This window comes from Sphingomonas adhaesiva, assembly GCF_036946125.1.
In the GTDB taxonomy this organism is placed as follows: Bacteria; Pseudomonadota; Alphaproteobacteria; order Sphingomonadales; family Sphingomonadaceae; genus Sphingomonas; species Sphingomonas adhaesiva_A.
In genome coordinates this window covers 425,170-443,262 of the sequence record NZ_JAQIJT010000001.1, presented here as the reverse complement: position 1 = coordinate 443,262, position 18,093 = coordinate 425,170, and the positions used below count along the sequence as shown (strand labels likewise).

Annotated in this window: 19 protein-coding genes; 12 read left to right on the top strand and 7 right to left on the bottom strand. The window is 72.6% G+C overall.

The features are described 5' to 3' along the window. Positions 1-82: 82 nt before the first annotated feature. From PGN23_RS02185 to PGN23_RS02175, 3 genes are read left to right on the top strand one after another with little or no spacing between them, the layout of a single operon-like run. On the top strand, positions 83-979 hold the full coding sequence (locus PGN23_RS02185; protein WP_335302055.1) for a tetratricopeptide repeat protein: 897 nt from the start codon (positions 83-85) through the stop codon (positions 977-979). Further along, a complete protein-coding gene (locus tag PGN23_RS02180; protein ID WP_335301211.1) occupies positions 979-1,605 on the top strand; it encodes an LON peptidase substrate-binding domain-containing protein in 627 nt (208 codons plus the stop codon). The genes PGN23_RS02185 and PGN23_RS02180 overlap by 1 nt, the downstream gene beginning before the upstream one ends. Next, positions 1,602-1,778: a Trm112 family protein gene (locus PGN23_RS02175; RefSeq protein WP_335301210.1), complete on the top strand. Its 177-nt coding sequence runs from the start codon at positions 1,602-1,604 to the stop codon at positions 1,776-1,778. Before PGN23_RS02180 ends, PGN23_RS02175 begins: the two co-directional genes overlap by 4 nt. Before the next feature lie 367 nt (positions 1,779-2,145). On the opposite strand, the gene PGN23_RS02170 is transcribed toward PGN23_RS02175, so the two are convergent. Genes PGN23_RS02170 through hemC form a run of 3 tightly spaced genes read right to left on the bottom strand, consistent with a single transcriptional unit; the run spans position 2,146 to position 4,631 of the window. After that, a complete protein-coding gene (locus PGN23_RS02170) occupies positions 2,146-3,036 on the bottom strand; it encodes a hypothetical protein (RefSeq protein ID WP_335301209.1) in 891 nt (296 codons plus the stop codon). A gap of 25 nt (positions 3,037-3,061) precedes the next feature. Continuing rightward, complete coding sequence (locus tag PGN23_RS02165) at positions 3,062-3,721, bottom strand: uroporphyrinogen-III synthase (protein ID WP_335301208.1); 660 nt, start codon at positions 3,719-3,721, stop codon at positions 3,062-3,064. A 16-nt stretch (positions 3,722-3,737) separates the two neighbouring features. Further along, complete coding sequence (gene hemC / locus PGN23_RS02160; protein ID WP_335301207.1) at positions 3,738-4,631, bottom strand: hydroxymethylbilane synthase; 894 nt, start codon at positions 4,629-4,631, stop codon at positions 3,738-3,740. Positions 4,632-4,800: 169 nt separating this feature from the next. On the opposite strand from hemC, the gene tsaD reads away from it, so the two are divergent. Then, the gene (gene tsaD, locus PGN23_RS02155) at positions 4,801-5,826 is read left to right on the top strand and encodes a tRNA (adenosine(37)-N6)-threonylcarbamoyltransferase complex transferase subunit TsaD (RefSeq protein WP_335301206.1); all 1,026 of its coding nucleotides are present in this window, start codon (positions 4,801-4,803) and stop codon (positions 5,824-5,826) included. Beyond that, a complete protein-coding gene (locus PGN23_RS02150; protein WP_335301205.1) occupies positions 5,823-6,800 on the top strand; it encodes an NAD(P)H-dependent glycerol-3-phosphate dehydrogenase in 978 nt (325 codons plus the stop codon). Before tsaD ends, PGN23_RS02150 begins: the two co-directional genes overlap by 4 nt. Before the next feature lie 189 nt (positions 6,801-6,989). Here PGN23_RS02150 and PGN23_RS02145 read toward each other — a convergent pair whose 3' ends face one another. Further along, the gene (locus tag PGN23_RS02145) at positions 6,990-7,151 is read right to left on the bottom strand and encodes a DUF1674 domain-containing protein (protein ID WP_335301204.1); all 162 of its coding nucleotides are present in this window, start codon (positions 7,149-7,151) and stop codon (positions 6,990-6,992) included. A 48-nt stretch (positions 7,152-7,199) separates the two neighbouring features. Here PGN23_RS02145 and PGN23_RS02140 point away from each other — a divergent pair, with 48 nt between their 5' ends. The 5 genes from PGN23_RS02140 (at position 7,200) to purH (ending at position 13,706) form a co-directional block, all read left to right on the top strand. Then, the gene (locus PGN23_RS02140) at positions 7,200-8,120 is read left to right on the top strand and encodes a M48 family metalloprotease (protein ID WP_335301203.1); all 921 of its coding nucleotides are present in this window, start codon (positions 7,200-7,202) and stop codon (positions 8,118-8,120) included. Position 8,121: 1 nt separating this feature from the next. Continuing rightward, positions 8,122-9,411, top strand: a complete 1,290-nt coding sequence (locus PGN23_RS02135) for an RsmB/NOP family class I SAM-dependent RNA methyltransferase (protein ID WP_443019709.1) — start codon at positions 8,122-8,124, stop codon at positions 9,409-9,411. Between the two features lie 81 nt (positions 9,412-9,492). Beyond that, entirely contained in the window at positions 9,493-10,155 is a 663-nt protein-coding gene (gene rpe / locus PGN23_RS02130; protein WP_335301201.1) for a ribulose-phosphate 3-epimerase, read from the top strand. Continuing rightward, on the top strand, positions 10,152-11,903 hold the full coding sequence (locus PGN23_RS02125) for a heparinase II/III family protein (RefSeq protein ID WP_335301200.1): 1,752 nt from the start codon (positions 10,152-10,154) through the stop codon (positions 11,901-11,903). The genes rpe and PGN23_RS02125 overlap by 4 nt, the downstream gene beginning before the upstream one ends. 228 nt (positions 11,904-12,131) lie before the next feature. Next, the gene (gene purH, locus PGN23_RS02120) at positions 12,132-13,706 is read left to right on the top strand and encodes a bifunctional phosphoribosylaminoimidazolecarboxamide formyltransferase/IMP cyclohydrolase (protein ID WP_335301199.1); all 1,575 of its coding nucleotides are present in this window, start codon (positions 12,132-12,134) and stop codon (positions 13,704-13,706) included. Between the two features lie 556 nt (positions 13,707-14,262). On the opposite strand, the gene rpoZ is transcribed toward purH, so the two are convergent. Next, positions 14,263-14,607 (bottom strand): DNA-directed RNA polymerase subunit omega, encoded by a 345-nt coding sequence (rpoZ, locus tag PGN23_RS02115; RefSeq protein ID WP_335301198.1) that lies wholly within the window; start codon positions 14,605-14,607, stop codon positions 14,263-14,265. A gap of 117 nt (positions 14,608-14,724) precedes the next feature. Between rpoZ and PGN23_RS02110 the strand changes: the two genes are divergently transcribed. Further along, positions 14,725-15,891: a phospholipase D-like domain-containing protein gene (locus PGN23_RS02110; RefSeq protein ID WP_335301197.1), complete on the top strand. Its 1,167-nt coding sequence runs from the start codon at positions 14,725-14,727 to the stop codon at positions 15,889-15,891. Between the two features lie 107 nt (positions 15,892-15,998). On the opposite strand, the gene PGN23_RS02105 is transcribed toward PGN23_RS02110, so the two are convergent. Continuing rightward, positions 15,999-16,934: a phytoene/squalene synthase family protein gene (locus tag PGN23_RS02105; protein ID WP_335301196.1), complete on the bottom strand. Its 936-nt coding sequence runs from the start codon at positions 16,932-16,934 to the stop codon at positions 15,999-16,001. Next, the gene (locus PGN23_RS02100; protein WP_335301195.1) at positions 16,931-17,512 is read right to left on the bottom strand and encodes a TIGR00730 family Rossman fold protein; all 582 of its coding nucleotides are present in this window, start codon (positions 17,510-17,512) and stop codon (positions 16,931-16,933) included. The genes PGN23_RS02105 and PGN23_RS02100 overlap by 4 nt, the downstream gene beginning before the upstream one ends. A gap of 132 nt (positions 17,513-17,644) precedes the next feature. Between PGN23_RS02100 and PGN23_RS02095 the strand changes: the two genes are divergently transcribed. Continuing rightward, the gene (locus tag PGN23_RS02095; protein WP_335301194.1) at positions 17,645-18,061 is read left to right on the top strand and encodes a BLUF domain-containing protein; all 417 of its coding nucleotides are present in this window, start codon (positions 17,645-17,647) and stop codon (positions 18,059-18,061) included. The last annotated feature ends 32 nt before the right edge of the window (positions 18,062-18,093 follow it).

Below are 18,093 nucleotides of genomic sequence, written 5' to 3'. Positions count from 1 at the left end.
GGGGCGGGGGGTTTGTATCCCCCGCCCCGTTCCCACATAAGGGGCATCCATCAAGCAGGAGCGCCCCTTGGCCACTCTAGGCATGTCACCGGCGGAGAAGGAAGCCGTCCAGACCTTCCGCGCCGAGGTCGTCGAACCGTCGATGACCCGGCTCGTCATCATCGATTTCTGGGCCGAATGGTGCGGCCCCTGCAAGGCGCTGGCGCCGGTCTTGGAGAAGGTCGCCGCCGATTACGCCGACAAGGGCGTCGTGCTGGCCAAGGTCGATACCGACAAGAACCAGTTCATCGCCAACCAATTCCAGATCCGCTCGATCCCGACCGTCTATGCGATGTTCCAGGGGCAGCTGGTCGCCGACCTGACCCCCGCGCGCACCGAATCACAGCTGCGCACCATGCTGGACCAGCTGCTGCGCCAGCTGCCGGTCACCGGCGAGGCGCAGGCGCAGGAGGCCGAGCTGGAGCCGCTGATCGCGATGGCGGAACAGGTGCTGGCCGACGGCGATGCCGAGCGTGCGCTGTCGATCTTCGACCAGCTGTCGGAGATGGCGCCCGATCATCACGCGGTGCTCTCGGGTCGCATCCGCGCGCTGATCGCGCTCGGCGATCCCGACGCCGCGGAGGCGTTGATCGCGACCCTGCCCGAGGAACTGACGAAGCTGCCCGACATCGCGCGCGCGCAATCGGCGCTGGCGCTGGCGCGCTCTGCCCCCGCGGTCGACGATCTCGCCCCGCTGGAGGCCGCCGTCGCGGCGAACCCGCAGGACTGGCAGGCGCGCTTCGACCTGGCAAACGCGCGCATGGCCGCGGGCGACCGCGACGCTGCGGCCGACCATTTCCTGACCATCGTCCAGGGCGAGCGCGACTGGAACGAGGGCGCGGCCCGGCAGCAGCTGCTGAAGCTGTTCGAGGTCGTCGGGCTGGAGGATCCTTGGGTGTCGGCGCAGCGCCGGCGACTGTCGGCGATCCTGTTCGGCTGATGCCCGGCGACACCACCCGCCTGTCGGTGTTCCCGCTCCCCGGGGCCTTGCTGTTCCCGGGGCTGCACCTGCCGCTGCACATCTTCGAGCCGCGCTACCGGGCGATGGTGTCGGACGCGATGGCGCGCGACCGCCGCATCGCGATGATCCAGCCGCGCCCCGACAGCCCGGACCGCGACCGGCCCGCGCTATTCGACATCGGCTGCGTCGGGCGCGTCGCCGAGGTGGAGGCGATGGAGGACGGCCGCTACAACCTGATCCTGGAGGGGCTGTCGCTGTTCCGCGTGATCGAGGAACTCGACGTCACCACCGCCTTCCGCCAGGTCGAGGCGATGCTGATCCCGTCGCCGGTGGACGAGGTACTGGCGCTGGGCGCGCGATCGTCGCTGGAACTGGAGTCGCGCCGCTTCGCCGAGGCGCAGGGCTATGCGGTCGACTGGGATGCGGTCGGGCGGCTCGACGACATGAGCCTGGTCAACGGCATCGCGCAGATCGCCCCGTTCGACGTCGCCGCGAAGCAGGCGCTGCTGGAGGCGCCCGACATCGCGACGCGCGCCGACCAGCTGGTCCAGCTGATGCAATTCTTCAGTCGCCACGGCGGCGAGGACCGGGTGACGTTGCAGTGAGCGCCCTCGATCCGTGGCTGCTCGAACGGCTGGTCTGCCCGCTGACCCGCACGCCGCTGCGGTGGGACGAAGCGGCGGGGGAGCTGGTGTCGGACGCCGCGCGTCTCGCCTATCCGGTCCGCGACGGCGTTCCCGTCCTGCTGATCGACGCCGCACGGCCGCTCGCGGCGTAGGTCCTTCCCGCGCGGGGACCGTCGTGCATCTCACCGCCGCGAGCCCCGAGGACCCCGTCACCCGGGACGGATACCAGAATCCCCCAATCCAGGACCACCGGGCCCCGGTCCTCGCGGAACCTTTGTGAAAGACGGTGCGGTGCTCCTGCGCAGGCAGGAGCCCAGGGTTGCAGGTCCCATCAGGCGTTGTTCTGCCTGGCTGTGGGCTCCTGCCTGCGCAGGAGCACGGCGCTTGTGAGGATCCGTCCCGGCGGTTTTGCAGAGGTCCGGCCTTCGCCGGGATGCGGCGATATGCCGATGCCCTGCGCGTGGAGCAGATTGAGCCGGGTGGGACACTCCGCCCCACCCCATCCCCACACCGCGACGATCAGAACAGTCCCTGATCCTCCGGCTCGGCGCTCGGCGACGGCGCGGGTGCCGGCATCGCGGGCGCCCCCATCACCCTGGGCGGCGCGATCGCGCCGGTGATCGCCGCCGCCTCCAGCGTATCGAGCGCGCGGCGGGCCGCGATCCAGCGCCGCGCCGCCGCGATCCAGCCATCCGCGTCGCCCGCGCCGGGCAGCCGGCGCACCTCGCCCAGCGCACCGTCGACATTGCCCATGTCGATCATGCGCCGCGCGCGCGCCAGCCGGTCGGACGGCAGGGGCGAGGGCGTGCCCGCACGGTGGATCACGATCAGGCTGCGCAACTCGCTGCCGATGCCGGCCCACCAGTCGCTGCGCTGCGACAGCAGCACGGGCGCGGCACCGTTCAGCCCCTCGCGCAGGTCCTCCAGCGTCACCGGGGCGCGCGCGGCGCGGATCACCGCGTTGACGTCGTTGGGCAGTGTCGGGCCGAACCGCTCGCGCAGTTGCGCCTCCAGATAGCCCAGCCCCGCCCCGCGATCGATCGCACGGCGCGCGGCGAAGGCGGTCAGGATCGCCTCCGCGCGGCCGGCGCGCGCCGCCGCCTGCGCGCTGTCGCCATCGGTGCGCGCCACGCGCGCCTCCAGATTGGCGATCTGCGCGGCCAGCGCGGCCTCGCGCAGCGCCAGCGTATCCAGATCGGCGCTGCCCGCCGCCGCGGCCGCCAGGGTCGGCGCGGCGGCGGGCGAGGGCGTCGGGGAGGGCGTGCCGGAGCGGACGAAGAAACCGGGCGTGTTGCGGACCGCATAGGCCATCAGCCCCAGCCCGATCACGAACGCGACGATGGCGATCGCCAGCACCGGACCGATCCGGGGACGTGAGGGGCCACGCGGCGTGCCGGAGAAATCGGTCATCACGTCGCTTATCCCGCGACCGCGGTCACGGGTCAATCGCGACGCGCGCCGCCGCCTCGACCATCGCCGCATCGCCGGGCCGCGCGGCGACCGTCACGCTGTCCCACCCCGCCCCCAGCACGTCCGCGACCGCCGGCGACAGGGCGACGACCCGGACGCTCGCGCGCGGCACCGCCCCCAGCATGGCCACGAACCGCGTCGCCGCGCGCCGCGAGTGGAGCAGCACCACCGCCCCCCGTGCCGCCGCCATGGCGTCACCGGGTACGGCGACCCGCTCGCTGGCATAGACCGTCACCGCCTCCACCCCCGGCGCGGCCACCCGGTCGCGCCCCGCCAGGTGGAGCAGCCGGGGGTAGCGCGCGGCCAAGGCCACCGCCCGCGCCGCATCGCCGTCCCCCGTGACCGCGACGCTCAGCCCCGCCGCCCGCGCCGCCGCCGCGGTCGCCTCACCCACCGCGACGACCGGCAGGTGCGCGAGCGCCTGCATCCCCTCGCCCGCATGGCGCACCGCATTGGCGCTGGTCAGCAGCAGGGCGTCGAACCGCTCCGCGGCGGGCACCGTCCATCGCCGCGGCACGACCGCGAACAGCGGCAGCGCCACCGCCTCCACCCCCGCCGCGCGCAACGCGGCGCAGGTGCGCGCATTCCCCGGTTCCGGCCGCAGCACCAGCGCGCGGCGGGCCATGGTCAGCCGACCCGCCTCAACCGAACAGCGCCCGGATCGCGTCGGGCGCGCGGTCGAGCAGATCGCCCGCCAGCCGCGCGCCCAGCTCGACCCCGTCCTCGCCCACGGCCTCGCCCTCGATCGCCTGCTCCCCCGCCTCGGTCAGCAGTTGCGCGCGCAGCCTGAGCGCCCCGCCCTCGACCGTCGCCAGCGCCGCGACCGGCGAGTGGCAGTCGGCGCGCAACGCCGCCAGGAACGCGCGCTCCGCCGCCACCGCGCGGTGCGTATCGCCATGGTCGATCGCCGCGACCAGCGCGCGCGCCTCCGCGTCCACCAGCGTCTCGATCCCGACCGCCCCCTGCGCGGGCGCGGGGAGCATCACGTCGAGCGGGATCGCCGCCCCGGTATCGTGCCGCCCCAGCCGCTCCAGCCCGGCGGCGGCGAGCAGCGTCGCATCCACCTCGCCCGCCGCCAGCTTGCCCAGCCGGGTGTCGACATTGCCGCGGAACAGCGTGGTCGTGACATCGGGGCGCAGCCGCCGCACCTGCGCCGCGCGCCGCGGGCTGCTGGTGCCGATCGTCGCGCCGTGCGGCAGCGCGTCGATCGCGTCGGCCCCGATCAGCCGGTCGCGCACGTCCGCGCGCGGCAGGATCGCGGCGATCGCGATCGCATCGGGGCGAAGCGTCTCGACGTCCTTCATCGAATGGACGCAGGCATCGACCTCCCCGGCGAGCAGCGCGCGGTCCAGCTCCTTCGTCCACAGCGCCTTGCCGCCGATCTCCGCCAGCGCGCGGTCCTGCACGCGGTCGCCGGTGGTGCGGATGACGACGATCTCGACGTCCGGCCAGCCATGCGTCGCCATCAGCGCATCGCGCACCATCCCCGCCTGGGTGAGCGCGAGCGGGGAACCACGGGTGCCGAGCCGGAACATGCGCGCCTCCTTGCCGCCTTCGCGGGCCCGCCGCAACACCCGCCCGTCATGCCGGGCTCGTCCCGGCATACAGGGTTCCGCACGCCGACGCGCGTAAAGTGCTCGCCGCCCCGGACCCCGGAACACGTCCGGGGTGACGAACCGTGGGCGAAACCCCTAGATACGCTCCATGCTCATCCTCGGCCTCGAATCCTCGTGCGACGAAACCGCCGCCGCGCTCGTCACCGGCGACCGGCAGGTGCTCGCCCACCGCCTCGCCGGGCAGGAGGCCGCGCACCGCCCGTTCGGCGGCGTCGTGCCGGAAATCGCCGCGCGCGCGCACGTCGAGGTGCTGGAGCCGCTGATCGCCGCCGCGCTCGCCGATGCGAAGGTCACGCTGGCGGATGTCGACGCGGTCGCCGCTACCGCCGGCCCCGGGCTGATCGGCGGGGTGATGGTCGGGCTCGTCACCGGCAAGGCGCTGGCGCATGCCGCGGGCAAGCCGCTGGTCGCGGTCAATCACCTGGAGGGCCATGCGCTCAGCCCGCGACTGGCCGACCCCGACCTCGCCTTCCCCTATCTGCTGCTGCTGGTATCGGGCGGGCATTGCCAGTTGCTGCTGGTGGAGGGGGTCGGCGCCTACCGCCGCCTCGCCACGACGATCGACGATGCGGTGGGCGAGGCGTTCGACAAGACCGCCAAGATCCTGGGCCTCGGCTTCCCCGGCGGTCCCGCGGTCGAGCAGGCCGCGGCGCAGGGCGATCCGCAGGCGGTGCCGCTGCCGCGCCCGCTCAAGGGATCGGCGGAGCCGCATTTCTCCTTCGCGGGGCTGAAGGCCGCGGTGGCGCGCGCCGCCCCGGATCACGCCGCCGTCGACGTCGCCGCCAGCTTCCAGGCCGCGGTCGTCGACTGCCTGCTCGACCGCACGACGCGCGCGATCGTCCGCGCGCCGGAGGCGACCGCGCTCGTCGTCGCGGGCGGGGTCGCCGCCAACGGCGCGGTGCGCGCCGGGCTGCACGCGCTCGCCGGCCGGCACGGCCTGCGCTTCGTCGCGCCGCCGTCGTGGCTGTGCACCGACAATGCCGCGATGATCGCCTGGGCCGGGGCGGAGCGGTTCGCCGCCGGCCTGACCGACCCGCTCGACGTCGCCGCGCGCCCGCGCTGGCCGCTCGACCCGACCGCGGAGAAGGTCCGCGGCGCGGGGGTGAAGGCGTGAGCGCGGCGATCGGCGTCATCGGCGCGGGCGCGTGGGGCACCGCGCTGGCGCAGGTCGCCGCCGGCAACGGGCATGCGGTGCGGCTGTGGGCACGCGACCCCGCGCTGGTCGAGGCGATCAACGCCACGCACGAGAACGCCGCCTACCTCCCCGGCATCCCGCTGTCCGCGGGCATCCGCGCCACGACCGACCTGGCGGAGGCGGCGGACGCGGCGGCGAACCTGATCGTCACCCCGGCGCAGGCGATGCGCGGCGTGCTGGCGCGGCTGCCCGCCAACGCCCAGCCGCTGATCGTCTGTTGCAAGGGGATCGAGGCGCACACCCACCGCCTGATGAGCGAGGTGGCGCAGGAGCAGCATCCCGCCTCCCCCGTGCTGGTGCTGTCGGGCCCGACCTTCGCGCACGAGGTCGCGCGCGGCCTGCCCACCGCGGTGACGCTGGCGGGGGAGGACGAGGCGACCCGCACGCTGCTCGCCGCCGCCCTCGCTTTGCCGCATTTCCGCCCCTACGCCAGCGGCGACGTGATCGGCGCGGAGATCGGCGGCGCGGTGAAGAACGTGCTCGCGATCGCGTGCGGCGTGGTCGACGGCGCGGGGCTGGGCCAGAATGCGCGCGCGGCGCTGATCGCACGCGGCTTTGCGGAGATGACGCGCTTCGGCCTCGCCCGCGGTGCGCGCGCGGAAACGCTCGCCGGGCTGTCGGGGCTGGGCGATCTGGTGCTCACCTGCTCCTCCACCGCGTCGCGCAACTTCGCGCTGGGCCTGGGGATCGGGCGTGGCGAGGCGGCGGCGGACCTGCTGGCGAACCGCCGCACCGTCGCGGAAGGGGCCTTCACCGCGCCGGTCCTGCGCGAGGTCGCGCTGGCGGCCGGCGTGGAGATGCCGATCACCGACGCGGTCTGCCGCCTGCTGGACGGCGAGGACGTCCGCGGCGTGATCGACGCGCTGCTGGCGCGGCCGTTGCGGGAAGAGTGAGGCCTCACCCCCGACGCTTCGTCACCCCGGGCTTGACCCGGGGTCCCACTTATTCTGCCCGCCGCGTGTGGAGCGGGACCCCGGCTCAAGGCCGGGCCTTTGCAAAACGGATGCAACGGCACCGGGTCCACGCCGTTTGCGCAGGTCTCGCTCAAGGCCTGGGTGACGAAGGAAGCAGTGCGCTCGCCCTCAAAAATCGATCGCGATACCCTTCAGCTCCCAGTCGCCGTAGCGCACCGGGTCGCGTCCGAGCGGGTCCTGCTCCTTGCGCTCCACCTTCTCCGGCGCGGGCACCGGCGGGTTGGGGGAGAGATAGGCGGGCGGCTTCACATGGTCGGGGCGCTGGCCCATGGGGTCCTCCGATTGAAGCGCGTGACGTCCACGCACATATTGACGCGTATGAACGGCTTCAAGACGACGATGCTCCTCGCCGCGCTCACCGCCCTGTTCATGGCGCTGGGCTATACGCTGGGCGGTGCCGGCGGCGCGACGATCGCGCTGCTGGTCGCGGGCGGCATGAACCTCTTCACCTTCTGGAACGCGGACCGCATCGTGCTGTCGATGCACCATGCGCGCGAGGTCGACGACGCGACCGCGCCCGAATTCGTGGGGCTGGTGCGCGCGCTGGCGCGCCGCGCGAACCTGCCGATGCCGCGCGTCTATATCGTCGACGATCCCTCGCCCAACGCCTTCGCCACCGGGCGCAATCCGGAGAATGCGGCGGTCGCGGCCACCACCGGGCTGCTCGACCTGCTGACGCGCGAGGAGATCGCGGGCGTGATGGCGCACGAGCTGGGCCATGTCCGCAACCGCGACACGCTCATCATGACGATGGTGGCGACGATTGCGGGGGCGGTATCGATGCTCGCCAATGTCGGGCTGTTCTTTCGTGGTGGAGAGGGACGCGGCCCCGGCTGGGCCGGTATCCTGGCGGTCCTGGTCGCGCCGTTCGCCGCGATGATCGTCCAGATGGCGATCAGCCGCACGCGCGAATATGGCGCCGACCGGGCGGGCGCGGAGATCAGCGGCGATCCGCGCGCGCTCGCCAGCGCGCTGGCCAAGCTGCAACGCGGCGCCAGCATGATCCCCGGCGCGACGGCGGCGCGCATCCCCGCCGCGCAGCAGCTGTACATCGTCCCCGGCCGATCGGGCGACAGCCTGTTCTCGACCCACCCCGACACCGACAACCGCATTGCCGCGCTGGCCGCCATCGCGCAGGAGATGGGGATGACCTCCCCTGCCCCCTCCGCCCCCCCTGCTCCCTCCGCTTCCGTGCCCGTCACCCGCCGACGTTCCAGCGCGCTCGATCCGCTCGCCTGACGTGGCCCGCCCGCAACCAACCCGCGGCCACGTGAAGGGCGGCCCCGATCCGCTCGGCACCCCCGCCCGCCGCGCCGCGCTGCGCCTGCTCGACGCCGTCCTGCGCCGCGGCGAGGCGCTCGAGGCCGCGCTGCCCATGGCGACCCGCGCGCTCCACGGCGGCCCCGACCGGGGCCTCGCGCACGCCATCGCGGCGGAGACGCTGCGCCGCCTCCCCGATCTCGACGCGCTGATCGACGGCGCCACCCGCCAGCGGCTGCCCGACGATGCCAAGGCGCGCTTCGCGCTGCGCATCGCGCTCGTCCAGGCGCTGTCGCTCGGCACCCCGCCGCATGCCGCGATCAGCACCGTCCTGCCGCTGGTCGACGGTGGCCCGCGCAAGCTGGTCCACGGCGTCTTCGGCACGCTGATGCGTGCGGAGGCATCGCTGCCCGAGGTGCCGACGCTCCCCGCCGATGTCGCGCAGCGCTGGCGCGCCGCCTGGGGCGACGGCATGGTGGACGCCGCCGCCCGCGCCATCGCCGCGCCGCCGCCGATCGACCTCAGCCTGCGCGACGCCGGCTGGGACGGCATCGACGCCCCCTCGCTCGCCCCGGCGCACCGCCGCGTCCCCGCCGGGACCGACATCGCCGCGCTTCCCGGCTACGACGACGGCGCCTTCTGGGTGCAGGACATCGCCGCCTCGCTCCCCGCGCGCCTGCTGGGGCGCGGCGATGGCATCGCGCTCGACCTGTGCGCCGCCCCGGGGGGAAAGACGCTCCAGCTGGCCGCCGCCGGCTGGCGCGTGACCGCGGTCGATGCGTCGGAAAGTCGCGCCGCGCGACTTCGCGAGAACCGCGACCGCATGGCGCTGCCGTTCGCCATCGCCATCGCCGATGTCCTCGACTGGCGGCCCGATGCCCCCGCCCCCGCGGTGCTGGTCGATGCGCCGTGCAGCGCGACCGGCATCTTCCGCCGTCACCCCGACGTGCTGTACCGCGCGCACCCCGGCATCGTCGCCGACATGGCGGAGCTTCAGGCGCGCATCCTCGCGCGCGCCGCCGATGCGGTCGCGCCGGGGGGGACGCTCGTCTACGCCACCTGTTCGCTGGAACCGGCGGAGGGCGAGGAGCAGCTCGACCGCTTCCTCGCCCGGCACGGCGACTTCGCGCTCGCGCCGCCGCAGGATGGCGAACTGCCCCCCGGCATCCCCGTCACGGATCGCGGCTGCATCCGCACCCTCCCCGGCACGCTGGAGGACGCCGGCGGCTGCGACGGCTTCTTCATCGCGCGGGTCCGCCGCACGGGGTGATCCGTTCCGCGGCGAACGCCGGGAAACGACACAACACGCCGGTTCACCTTGCGCACATCACGCGATAAGGGACAGCGCATCATGACCAAGCCCGTCCGCATCGCGCCGTCCATCCTGTCCGCCGATTTCGCCAGACTGGGCGAGGAGGTGCGCGCCATCGACGCCGCCGGCGCGGACTGGATCCATGTCGACGTCATGGACGGCCATTTCGTCCCCAATATCACGATCGGCCCCGCGGTCGTGAAGGCGCTGCGCCCGCACACGACGAAGCCGTTCGACGTCCATCTGATGATCTCCCCCGTCGACGCCTATCTCGACGCCTTCGCGGAGGCGGGCGCGGACACGATCACCGTCCACCCGGAGGCGGGGCCGCACATCCACCGCACGCTCCAGCATATCAAGGGGCTGGGCAAGCGCGCGGGCGTGGTGCTGAACCCCGGCACCCCCGCCAAGATGCTCGACTATCTGATCGACATGGTCGACCTGGTGCTGGTGATGAGCGTCAATCCCGGCTTCGGCGGGCAGCATTTCATCCCCGGCCAGCTCAGGAAGATCGCCGCGATCCGCAAGCTGATCGACCAGTCCGGCCGCGACATCGATCTGGAGGTCGACGGCGGTGTCGACGTCACCACCGCGCGTCAGTGTATCGAGGCGGGCGCCGACGCGCTGGTCGCGGGCACCGCCACCTTCCGCGGCGGCGCGGAAGAATACGCCGGGAACATCCGGGCGTTGCGCGGGGGATGAGCGACCCCGCTCCCGACAGCCCCGCCGCCGACGGTATCGATCAGGGCAAGCGCCTCATCAAGGTCGCGCCGCACGGCGCGCTGTCGCTCACCCACCGGATCGCGCAATATTTCGAGCGGCTGACGTGGCGCACCCCGCTCCACGACCGCCGCCTCGACGGGCGCCACCCGATCCGGCTGATCGCGACCCCGGTCGATCCCCTGCCCGGCGACGCCGGGGCGGGACAGGCGCTGCTCGATGGCTGGATCGTCGGCGGCGGCGAGCGCGTGGCGCTCGACAAGCTCGACATGGCGCGGCTGTCGGACACGTCGGCGTTCACCGACTATGTCCACGGCTTCGCGTGGCTGCGCGATCTGGATGCGGTCGGCGACCGGGCGCGCACCGTGCCGGTGGCGGAGGGGCTGACCGCGCGCTGGCTCGCCGCGCATGCCGATCGCGTGTCCGATCCGGCCTGGCGCCCCGACGTGACCGCCGCACGGCTGGTGAACTGGATCTTCCACGCCGCGCTGCTGCTGTCCTCGACCGACCTCATCTTCCGCTCGCGACTGCTCAACGGCATCGCGCGCGCCGCGCGTCACCTCGATCGCACCGCCGACAAGGCGACGCCCGGCACCCCGCGGCTCTCCGCCTGGGCCGGGGTCATCGTCGCCGGGCTGCTGATCCCGGCGGGCGAGACGCGGCTCACCTTCGGCGAGGCCGGGTTCCAGCGCGCGCTGGCGACCGCTCTGTCGGAGGACGGCGGCATCGTCACCCGATCCCCCGCCGCGCTGCTCGACGCACTGGCGCTCATCGGGACGCTACGTGCCGCCTATGACGCGCGCCGCCAGCCGCTGCCCGACGCGATCCAGCGCGCAATGACGCGGATGACGCCCGCGCTGCTGGGCACCGTGATGGGCGACGGCGGGCTGTCGAGCTGGCAGGGCGGGCTGCCGCTGGGCGCGGGGCATATCAACGACGTGCTGCTCGCCAGCGGCGCCTATGGCCGCCCGCTGCGCCAGTCGCGCGAATGGGGCTATCAGCGGCTGGCCGCGGGCGCCGCGATCGTCGTCATGGACGCCGCCCCGCCCCCCACCGCGGAGGTCGCCGACGGCGGCTGCGCCTCGACGCTGGCGTTCGAGTTCTCCGACGGTGCGGAGCGGCTGGTGGTCAATTGCGGCGGGGCGCGCCATGCCGGGGTGCGGGTGTCGCCCTCGCTCGCGACCGGGCTGCGCACCACCGCGGCGCATTCCACGCTGGTGGTCGCCGACACCAATTCCACCGCGATCAACCCCGACGGCACGCTGGGGCGCGGCGTCGGCGAGGTCGAGCTGTCGCGCCAGGAATCGGAGGCCGGCAGCCGGATCGAGGCGCGCCACGACGGCTATGCCCGCCACCACGGCTTCCACCATCGCCGCCAGCTGCTGCTGACCGGCGACGGGCGCGAGCTGCGCGGGGAGGATTCGCTCCTGCCGGTCGAGCGCAGCGGCTGGCACCGTCGCGGCAGCGGCAGCGGCACGCCCTTCTCGCTGCGCTTCCACCTCGGCCCCGGGGTGGAGGCGGTGGCGACCGCGGACGGACAAGCGGCGATGCTGCGGACCCCCGGCGGCGCCTTCTGGCACTTCCGCACCAAGGGCGAGACGCTGGCGATCGAGGAAAGCCTGTGGAGCGATCCGCTCGGCCGGCTGGTCACGATCCGCCAGATCGTCGTCCCCGGCCACGCGCCGCCGGGCGGCGCCAGCATCGGCTGGATCATGAAGAAGGCGCGGTGATACTTCCGTCACCCCGGGTCGAGGCGGGACCTTTGCAAAAGTCTCCACCGTGCTCCTGCGAAGGCAGGAGCACGGCCGGTACGCGGCGCTGTTGCATCCATTTTGCAAAGGCATTTTGCAAAGGCATTTTGCAAAGGCCCCGGGCCAGGCCTGTACTCAGCTCCGCAGAAGGGCCCGGGGTGACGTAACGACTTGAGCCACCGCGCCGCACCTTCTAGGGCCGCGCGCATGACGACCATCCCCATCCGCCGCGCCCTTCTCTCGGTTTCCGACAAGACCGGCATCGTCGATCTCGCCACCGCGCTCGCCGCGAAGGGGGTCGAGCTGGTGTCCACCGGCGGCACCGCAAAGGCACTGCGCGACGCCGGCCTGCCGGTGAAGGACATCAGCGACCTGACCGGCTTTCCCGAGATGATGGACGGCCGCGTCAAGACGCTCCACCCCAAGGTCCACGGCGGCCTGCTGGCGGTGCGCGACGATGCCGCGCACGTCGCCGCGATGGACGAGCACGGCATCGGCGCGATCGATCTGGTCGTCGTCAACCTCTATCCCTTCCAGCAGACCGTGGCGAAGGGCGCCGGCCGCGACGAGATCGTCGAGAACATCGATATCGGCGGCCCCTCGATGGTGCGCTCCGCGGCGAAGAACCACGCCTTCGTCGCGATCGTCACCGACCCGGCCGACTATCCTTTGGTGGCGAGCGGGGAGACCACGTTCCACAACCGCAAGCGCCTCGCCGCCAAGGCCTATGCGCTGACCGCGGAATATGACGCCGCGATCGCCAGCTGGTTCGCCTTCGCGGATCAGGGGATGACCTTCCCCGATACGCTGCCGCTGACGCTGAAGCGCGCCGGGCCGGAGCTGCGCTACGGCGAGAATCCGCACCAGACCGCCTCCTTCTACGCCGCCACCGGCCTTGCCGCGCGCGGCATCGGACAGGCGCGGCAGGTGCAGGGCAAGGCGCTCAGCTACAACAATTACAACGACGCCGACGCCGCGCTGGAGCTGATCGCGGAGTTCCGCGACGCCGCGCCGTCGTGCGTCATTGTCAAGCACGCCAACCCGTGCGGCGTCGCGACCGCCGCGACGCTGGCGCAGGCCTATGAGGCGGCGTTCGCGTGCGACACGGTCAGCGCGTTCGGCGGCATCATCGCGGTCAACCGCCCGCTCGACCGCGCCACCGCGGAGGCCATCACCGGCATCTTCACCGAGGTGGTGGTGGCGCCCGATGCCGACGAGGAGGCGATCGCGCTGTTCGCGGCGAAGAAGAATCTGCGCCTGCTGCTGACCGGCGAGCTGCCCGACCCGGCGCGCGCCGGGCTGGTGGCGAAGTCGATCGCGGGCGGCTGGCTGGTGCAGTCGCGCGACGGCGGGCGCGTGCTGCCCGCCGACCTGAAGGTCGTGACCGAGCGCCAGCCGACCGAGCAGGAGCTCGCCGACTGCCTCTTCGCCTGGACGGTGGCCAAGCACGTGAAGTCGAACGCGATCGTCTATGCCAGGGACGGCAGCACCGCCGGCGTCGGCGCGGGCCAGATGAACCGGCTCGAATCCGCGCGCATCGCCGCGTGGAAGGCGAAGGACGCCGCCGACAAGGCGGGCTGGTCGGCCCCGCGCACGATCGGCTCCGCGGTGGCGTCGGACGCCTTCTTCCCCTTCGCCGATGGCCTGCTCGCCGCGGTCGAGGCGGGCGCCACCGCGGTGATCCAGCCCGGCGGCTCGATCCGCGACGCCGACGTGATCGCCGCCGCCAACGAGGCGGGGCTGGCGATGGTCTTCACGGGCATGCGCCACTTCCGCCATTGAGCGGCAGGAGGTCGCCGGCCCACTCCCCCGTCATGCCGGGCTCGTCCCGGCATCCAGGGTTCCGCGCGCCTCGCCGGCGTGCGGGAGCCGGAACCCCGGACCCCGGCAAAGGCGGGACCTTCGCAAAAGGCGACACCGTGCTCCTGCGCCGGCAGGAGCCCAGGGTTGCAGGTCCCAAAAGGCGTTGATCTGATGGGCCCTGGGCTCCTGCCTGCGCAGGAGCACGGCGTGGGCTAGATGCCGTCGCACCTGTTTCGCAAACGTCCCGCCGTGAGCCGGGGTGTCGTGCTGGATAGCGCGACCCGATCACCCCATCCCACCCGTCATGCCGGGCTCGTCCCGGCATCCAGGGTTCCACGCGCCGAGCATCCGTCACCCAAGCGCCCGCGCCCCTCCCCGTGTTCCTGCGAACGCAGGAACCCAGAGCCCGGCAGGATCACTTGCGTCACGCTCCACAACCCTGGGCTCCTGCCTGCGCAGGAGCACGATCACACACGAAAAGGCCGGCGTCCCCCACGGAACGCCGGCCTTTTCACCGATACCGGGACCGACGACCTCAGCCGTCGTAATCGGCACCCAGATTCTGGTTGCGCGGCGGCGCGACCGCGGTCAGGCGCAGCGCCTCCGCCGATGCCGCCAGGCTGCCGATCTCGTCGGCCTCCTCCTCGTCGTCGATCTGGACGCGCTGCAGGCTCTGCACCGCCGATTCGTGCAGGTCCTTGGGCTTGACCGTCTCCTCCGCGATTTCGCGGAGCGCCACGACCGGGTTCTTGTCGCGGTCGCGATCGATGGTCAGCTCCGCGCCGCCCGACACCTGACGCGCGCGCTGCGCGGCGAGCAGGACCAGATCGAAACGGTTCGGAATCTTGTCGACGCAATCCTCGACGGTGACGCGCGCCATCGCGTATCCTTCTGTCGCTAAGCTACGGGAAGCGCCGGTCCCTAGCGGTATGGCCGCGATCCGTCAAGGAAAGCCCGCCTCTTGCCCCCGCCAGCGCCAGCCCCCATTCCCACCGCGATGGACGACGCCGCCCCGCAACCCACGTTCACGGTCGACGGCAACCGGCTGACGCTGCTCGACACCGGCCCGCGCCGGCTGGACGCGCTGCTGGGGCTGATCGACGGCGCGCGCGTCTACCTGCGCATCCTCTATTACATCTATGCCGACGACGCGACCGGGCAGCGGGTCAATGCGGCCCTCATCGCCGCCGCCGGGCGCGGCGTGCGCGTCGCGCTGATCGTCGACGGCTTCGGCGCGACGGGCGACACCGACTTCTTCCGTCCGCTGGAGGAGGCCGGGGTCGCGCTGTGCCGCTTCTCGCCGCGCTTCGGGCGCCGCTACCTGCTGCGCAATCACCAGAAGCTGGCGCTGGCCGATGCCGAGCAGGACGCGCGGATCATCATCGGCGGCTTCAATATCGAGGACGATTACTTCGGCACCCCCGCGCAGCAGGCGTGGCGCGACCTGGGCCTGCTGGTCGAGGGGCCGGCCGCCGCGCGGATCGCGGGCTATTTCGACGCGCTCCACGCCGGCATCCGCGACGGCGGCCGGATCCGCCGCCTCAATCGCTCGCTGGCGAAGTGGAGCGAGACGCGCGGGCGGCTGCGCTGGACGATCGGGGGGCCGACGCGGCGCCTGTCGCCATGGGCGCGCGCGATCCGCCACGACATGACCTATGCCCGCAGCATCGACATGATCGCGGGCTATTTCACCCCCAGCCCGCTGCTCCTGCGCCGGCTGGAGAAGGCCGGGCGCCGCCGCGCCGCGGTCCGGATCGTCACCGCGCATACCTCCGACAACAATGTCACGATCGCCGCGGCGCGATTCACCTACGCCGGGCTGCTGCGCCGGGGCGTGCGCGTGTTCGAATATCTGCCGACGAAGCTGCATACGAAGCTGTACGTCATCGACGACACGGTGTGGATCGGCAGCGCGAACTTCGACATGCGCAGTCTGTTCATCAATCTGGAGCTGATGCTGCGGATCGAGAATCGCGCCTTCGCCCGCCACGTGCGCGGCTATGTCGATGCCGAGGTCGCGCGGTCGCAGGAGGTGACGCTGCCCGCCTATGTCGCCGCGACCGGCTGGTGGCAGCGCGCCAAGCAGTTCGTCGCCTATCTGGTCACCGCGGTCGCCGACCCCGCGATCTCGCGCGGGCTGAACTGGGGGATCGACGAGGAATAGCGACGCTGCTCAGCACCGCCGTTCGGCCTGAGCGCAGTCGAAGGCCACGCACCGACGATCGTGGCTGTGCTTCGACGTCGCTCGGCACGAACGGAACGACGCGTGCTCTACCGTGGCCGCGTCCACAATTCCCGCCCCCGCGGCACCTCGGGAATCGCGCCGCGCCGCGCCGCCTGCGCCGCGGCCTTCGCGATCCACCCCAGCTTCGCCGCCTTGCCCGTCGTCACGCGGTGATCCCACGCATGTCGCCCCCGTGCCGCGACGGTGCGTGCGATATCGCCGTAGATCCCCGCCGCCGCCAGCACCGCCCAGGCGGAGCGGAACGACAGCGCCGTCGCGCCCACCCGCGCGCTCGCCTCGTGCGCGGCGGCGCGCGTCGCCAGCCGCCGCGCGAGCACGACCAGCCGGTCGCGGAACGGCGGCTTCATATGCTGGCCCGGCGGGATATCCATCTCCACCAGCCATTCCATCGGCAGGTAGCAGCGCGCGACCCGGTCGTCCTCCTCGATGTCGCGCGCGATATTGGCGAGCTGGAACGCCAGCCCCAGGTCGCACGCGCGGTCGAGCACCGCCTCGTCCTCCGGCGGCACCCCCATCACGATCGCCATCATGCACCCGACCGCCCCCGCGACATGGTAGCAATAACGATACAGATCGTCCTCGCTGCGCGGCATCCAGTCGTCCGCGTCCAGCTGGAACCCGTCGAGCAGGTCGTGGACGTAACGCGCGGGCAGCCGCGTCTCCGCCGCCACTACGCCCAGCGCATCGAACGCCGGGTCGCCGGTCGGCTCGCCGCGCAGCGCCGCCTCGCTCATCGCGCGCACCTGTGCCACCCGCTCGCGCGCGTCGTGGACGATCACGCGGTCGTGGCCGTGATCCTGCCCGTCGACCAGATCGTCGCACCGCCGGCACCAGGCATACAGCAGCCAGGCGCGCTCGCGCACGTCGGGCGCGAACAGCGTCGATGCGGCAGCGAAGCTCTTCGATCCCTTCGCGATCGAGGTGCGCGCCGCCGCCACCAATGCGGCGCGGTCCGGCGTCACAGGTCGCCCGCGTCCATGCGCACGATCGGTTGCGTCGGCACATGCCCGCCCATCCGGTCCAGCAGCGTGTCGAGCGTGTCCCCCACGATCAGCAGGTCGCGGTGCTGCGCGCGCAGGAAACCGACCTGCGCCATCTGCGCCCAGAAGGCGACGAGATGGTCGTAATAGCCGCGCGCGTTGAGCAGCCCGACCGGATCGGCGTGATAGCCCAGCTGTGCCCAGCTCAGCGCCTCCCACAATTCGTCCATCGTGCCGGTGCCGCCGGGCAGCGTCACGAAGCCGTCCGACAGATCCGTGAACAGCTGCTTCCTCTGGTGCATCCCCGGCACGACGTGGAGTTCGGACAGGCCGCGGTGCGCGACCTCGGCATCGACCAGCGCCTGCGGGATGACGCCGATCACCTCGCCCCCCGCCGCCAGCGCGGCATCGGCGATCGCCCCCATCAGCCCCAGCCGCCCGCCGCCGTAGACGACGCCGATCCCGCGTGTCGCCAGCGTCGCGCCGACCTCCCGCGCCAGGTCGAGGTAGAAGGGGTCGGCGGGGGTGGCGGAGCCGCAATAGATGGCGAGGCGTTTCATCCCCCGCCGCTACCGGATGCCCGACCGGCGGGCAATGGAGCGCACGCCGCCGCGCTTTTGTTTACAAACCGTGGTGGATCACTAGCCAAGGGCGCGCGACCGCGTCAGACATCGCGCAACCGGGGGGCGGGCGTGTTCAGGATCATCTATGCGAGTCGCGCGTCGCGGCTCCTGGCAGCGACGGAGGTGACCGCGCTGTGCGACGTGGCGCAGCAACGTAACGTCGCGGACGGGATCACCGGGCTGCTGCTGTTCGACGGCCTGCGCTTCCTCCAGGCGATCGAGGGCGAGCGCGCGCCGATCGAGGCGACGATGGAGCGGATCGCCCGCGACGGTCGCCATCACGAGATCGATTATGTCCAGCGCACCGACGTCGGTGCGCGGGAGTTTCCGCGCTGGTCGATGCAGATGCCCGCTGACCGCACCGGCGCCGCGTTCCTCGACACGATCAAGGACGACGTGGCGCAGGTCGGCGATCCCTATCTGCGCGCGCAGTTCATCGGCTTCGCCAAGCTCGCCGGGCTGTGGCGCCGCCGCGAGGCGGACTGACCGCCGGAACGACCGCCGGAGCGACCGCCGGT